5 protein-coding genes are annotated in these 2,303 nt (G+C 57.7%); 2 read left to right on the plus strand and 3 right to left on the minus strand.

Annotation, left to right across the window (positions count from 1 at the left end; translation table 11 throughout):
* Both VN887_16490 and VN887_16495 read left to right on the plus strand, forming a co-directional pair.
* The coding region (locus VN887_16490; protein ID HXT41607.1) for a methyltransferase at window positions 1–248 on the plus strand (248 nt) is incomplete at its 5' end.
* 114 nt (window positions 249–362) lie between these two features.
* On the plus strand, window positions 363–824 hold the full coding sequence (locus VN887_16495) for an SRPBCC family protein (GenBank protein HXT41608.1): 462 nt from the start codon (window positions 363–365) through the stop codon (window positions 822–824).
* A gap of 42 nt (window positions 825–866) precedes the next feature.
* On the opposite strand, the gene VN887_16500 is transcribed toward VN887_16495, so the two are convergent.
* Genes VN887_16500 through VN887_16510 form a run of 3 tightly spaced genes read right to left on the minus strand, consistent with a single transcriptional unit; the run spans window position 867 to window position 2,239 of the window.
* Entirely contained in the window at window positions 867–1,448 is a 582-nt protein-coding gene (locus tag VN887_16500) for a DUF1697 domain-containing protein (protein ID HXT41609.1), read from the minus strand.
* A 10-nt stretch (window positions 1,449–1,458) separates the two neighbouring features.
* Entirely contained in the window at window positions 1,459–1,746 is a 288-nt protein-coding gene (locus tag VN887_16505) for a hypothetical protein (protein ID HXT41610.1), read from the minus strand.
* A gap of 22 nt (window positions 1,747–1,768) precedes the next feature.
* On the minus strand, window positions 1,769–2,239 hold the full coding sequence (locus VN887_16510; protein HXT41611.1) for a cupin domain-containing protein: 471 nt from the start codon (window positions 2,237–2,239) through the stop codon (window positions 1,769–1,771).
* Between the last annotated feature and the right edge of the window lie 64 nt (window positions 2,240–2,303).

A 2,303-nucleotide genomic window follows, 5' to 3' on the forward strand; every position in this document is an offset into this window, starting at 1 on the left:
AACGTTGCCACACGGCTTTGCGACCTGCCGGGCGGGTAGCGATCGTTGAGTTTGTCCCGAACCCCGACCGTGTCACACCGCCGCAAGCCGCCGGATTCAGCCTCGTGATGCTCGCGACCACGCCGGAAGGCGACGCTTACACGTTCGATGAATACGCTGCGATGCTCGCCGAGGCCGGTTTCGAGAACCCGACCGCCCACTCGCTGCCCGCGTCGGTCAATCAGGCGTTGATTGCGGCGAGGAAATAATGAGGGCGTGATGCTTCCCCGGCTGCGCTGTGAATCACGTCGAAGAGTTTCTCCGGACGAATGTCCTGAATCGGTCGCTCTGTTCGTCGGAACGATGAAAACACAACAAAAAGCATGACACCAAACAACACCAATACCGTTCGATTTCACCGAGTGCTCCGCGCCAAGCCGGAACGAATTTACCGCGCGTTCCTCGATCCAGACGCGATGGCCAAATGGCTTCCACCGAACGGATTCACCGGCAAGGTCCACCACCTGGAAGCGAAAGTCGGCGGCACGTATAAGATGTCGTTCACCAACTTCAGCACCGGCAAGAGCCACTCCTTTGGTGGAAAATATCTCGAGCTCAAACCCCACGAGCGGATTCGTTACGACGACAAGTTCGATGATCCGAATCTCCCGGGGGAAATGATCACAACTATTACCTTGAAGCCGGTTTTTTGCGGCACGGAGCTGAACATTACACAAGAGGGAATCCCGGCCATGATTCCCGCCGAGGCGTGTTACCTCGGCTGGCAGGAATCGCTGACGCTGCTGGCAAAGCTCGTCGAAGCGGAGATTCCAGACCAGCCGTGATTCGTGGGGTGTGTGGCAAAGCGGCAGCTTTGCCCTACCGAATCAATTCAAGGTAGGGCGGCGCTTGCTGCGCCACAACGGCTTCTCCGCTGCGTGTCCTAGTTCAGCGAGCTTGAGGACGGTGTTCCAATTCCGCGCGGTGTAGATCACGCCTATCCATTGGTCGAATTTCTCTCTCATCTTACTTGATCCGAACCCATGTGGCGTGTCGATATAGGCAACGCCGTCGATGACCTTGATGTCTTCGCCTTTCACTGCGAAGGCGCGAATGCGCTCGACGTCTTCCGCCTTCGGTGCGCTCTCAAGGAGCGCGGCATGGACCGTGGTCGGCGCATTGGTCGCGGCTTTGGCAAAAGGATTGCGTGCGATCAGATCGTCCCACTCGGTCAGCGTCGGCGCAAAGATGGCCTTGTCGAAAGCAAAATGCTTGCGACAAAGCTCCGCGATCGTGGAGATGATTTGCTTCCGGTTCAGTCGGCCGCGAACGATGGCGTTGCCGCTGTTGATGTAGGTCGCCACGTTTTCAAATCCCGCCTCGGTAAGCTTTTCGCGGAGCGCCTGGACTGGCAGGTGCGTTTTCCCGCCGACGCCGCGGAAAAGGATGAGATAAACGGTGCGTTTCATCCGCCGGCGGTCAACTGACCAGGAATTGCAACCGCTCATCGGCTTTGCCCGGATCGAGTTCAAATATCTCGGGCTTCACCACGTTCTCCTTTACGAAAGGATCTTCGTTCACGCGGCTTTGCAGGTCAGCCAACGATGTCTTGTGCGCCAAGATGCCGCCTCCCAGTCCCGGTTCGAGACTGCCAGCGAGCAGGAACACGCCATCATCGAACCCACGTTTGAGCCAGGCTTTGTGGCCGTCCATGAACTGGGCAGCTTCCTTTTTGTTGGCCGAGAACTTAAGGAGTACGATGTACATGGGGAAGAGATTACCAAATTCATCAAGTTGCACAACTCTTCGGCGGCCACTGCACTCCGGTGAGTTCCCTGGGTAATCGCGTCGGGTTAACTGGATAGATGACTGACAGGTCTGGCTTGGTTTTTGCCGTGGGCAACAACTCCAGTTCCTCCGGTGCGCCGACGATGAGCCAGAGCACCTCGTCGTCGGTGTCATTGAACACCTGCCGCAACTGATCCGGGCCGACCAGCACGCCGCCGTAGCGCGGCACGGTCAATGTCTCGTCGCCCACGCGCAGGCGGCCTGTGCCTTCGAGCACGAAATAAAATTCCTCCTGACGAATGTGTTTGTGCAGCGTGCCCGCGCTTTTCGCCGGATACCGCCAGAGCCGCGCGCTCAGATTCTCGCTCCCGGTGCGCTCCAGAAAATCCGCGTTAGGGATGCGCATCAGGTTGGAGGGCCACCAATGCAAATCGTCCGGCTTGATGAGATGATAACCTTGGACGGGTTTCATTTACTTCGGCTCAGATTCCGCAGATGGGGCTAACTTGACATCATTCACAGTCGCCTCGGGCCAG

Source organism: Candidatus Angelobacter sp. (assembly GCA_035607015.1).
Taxonomy (GTDB): Bacteria; Verrucomicrobiota; Verrucomicrobiia; order Limisphaerales; family AV2; genus AV2.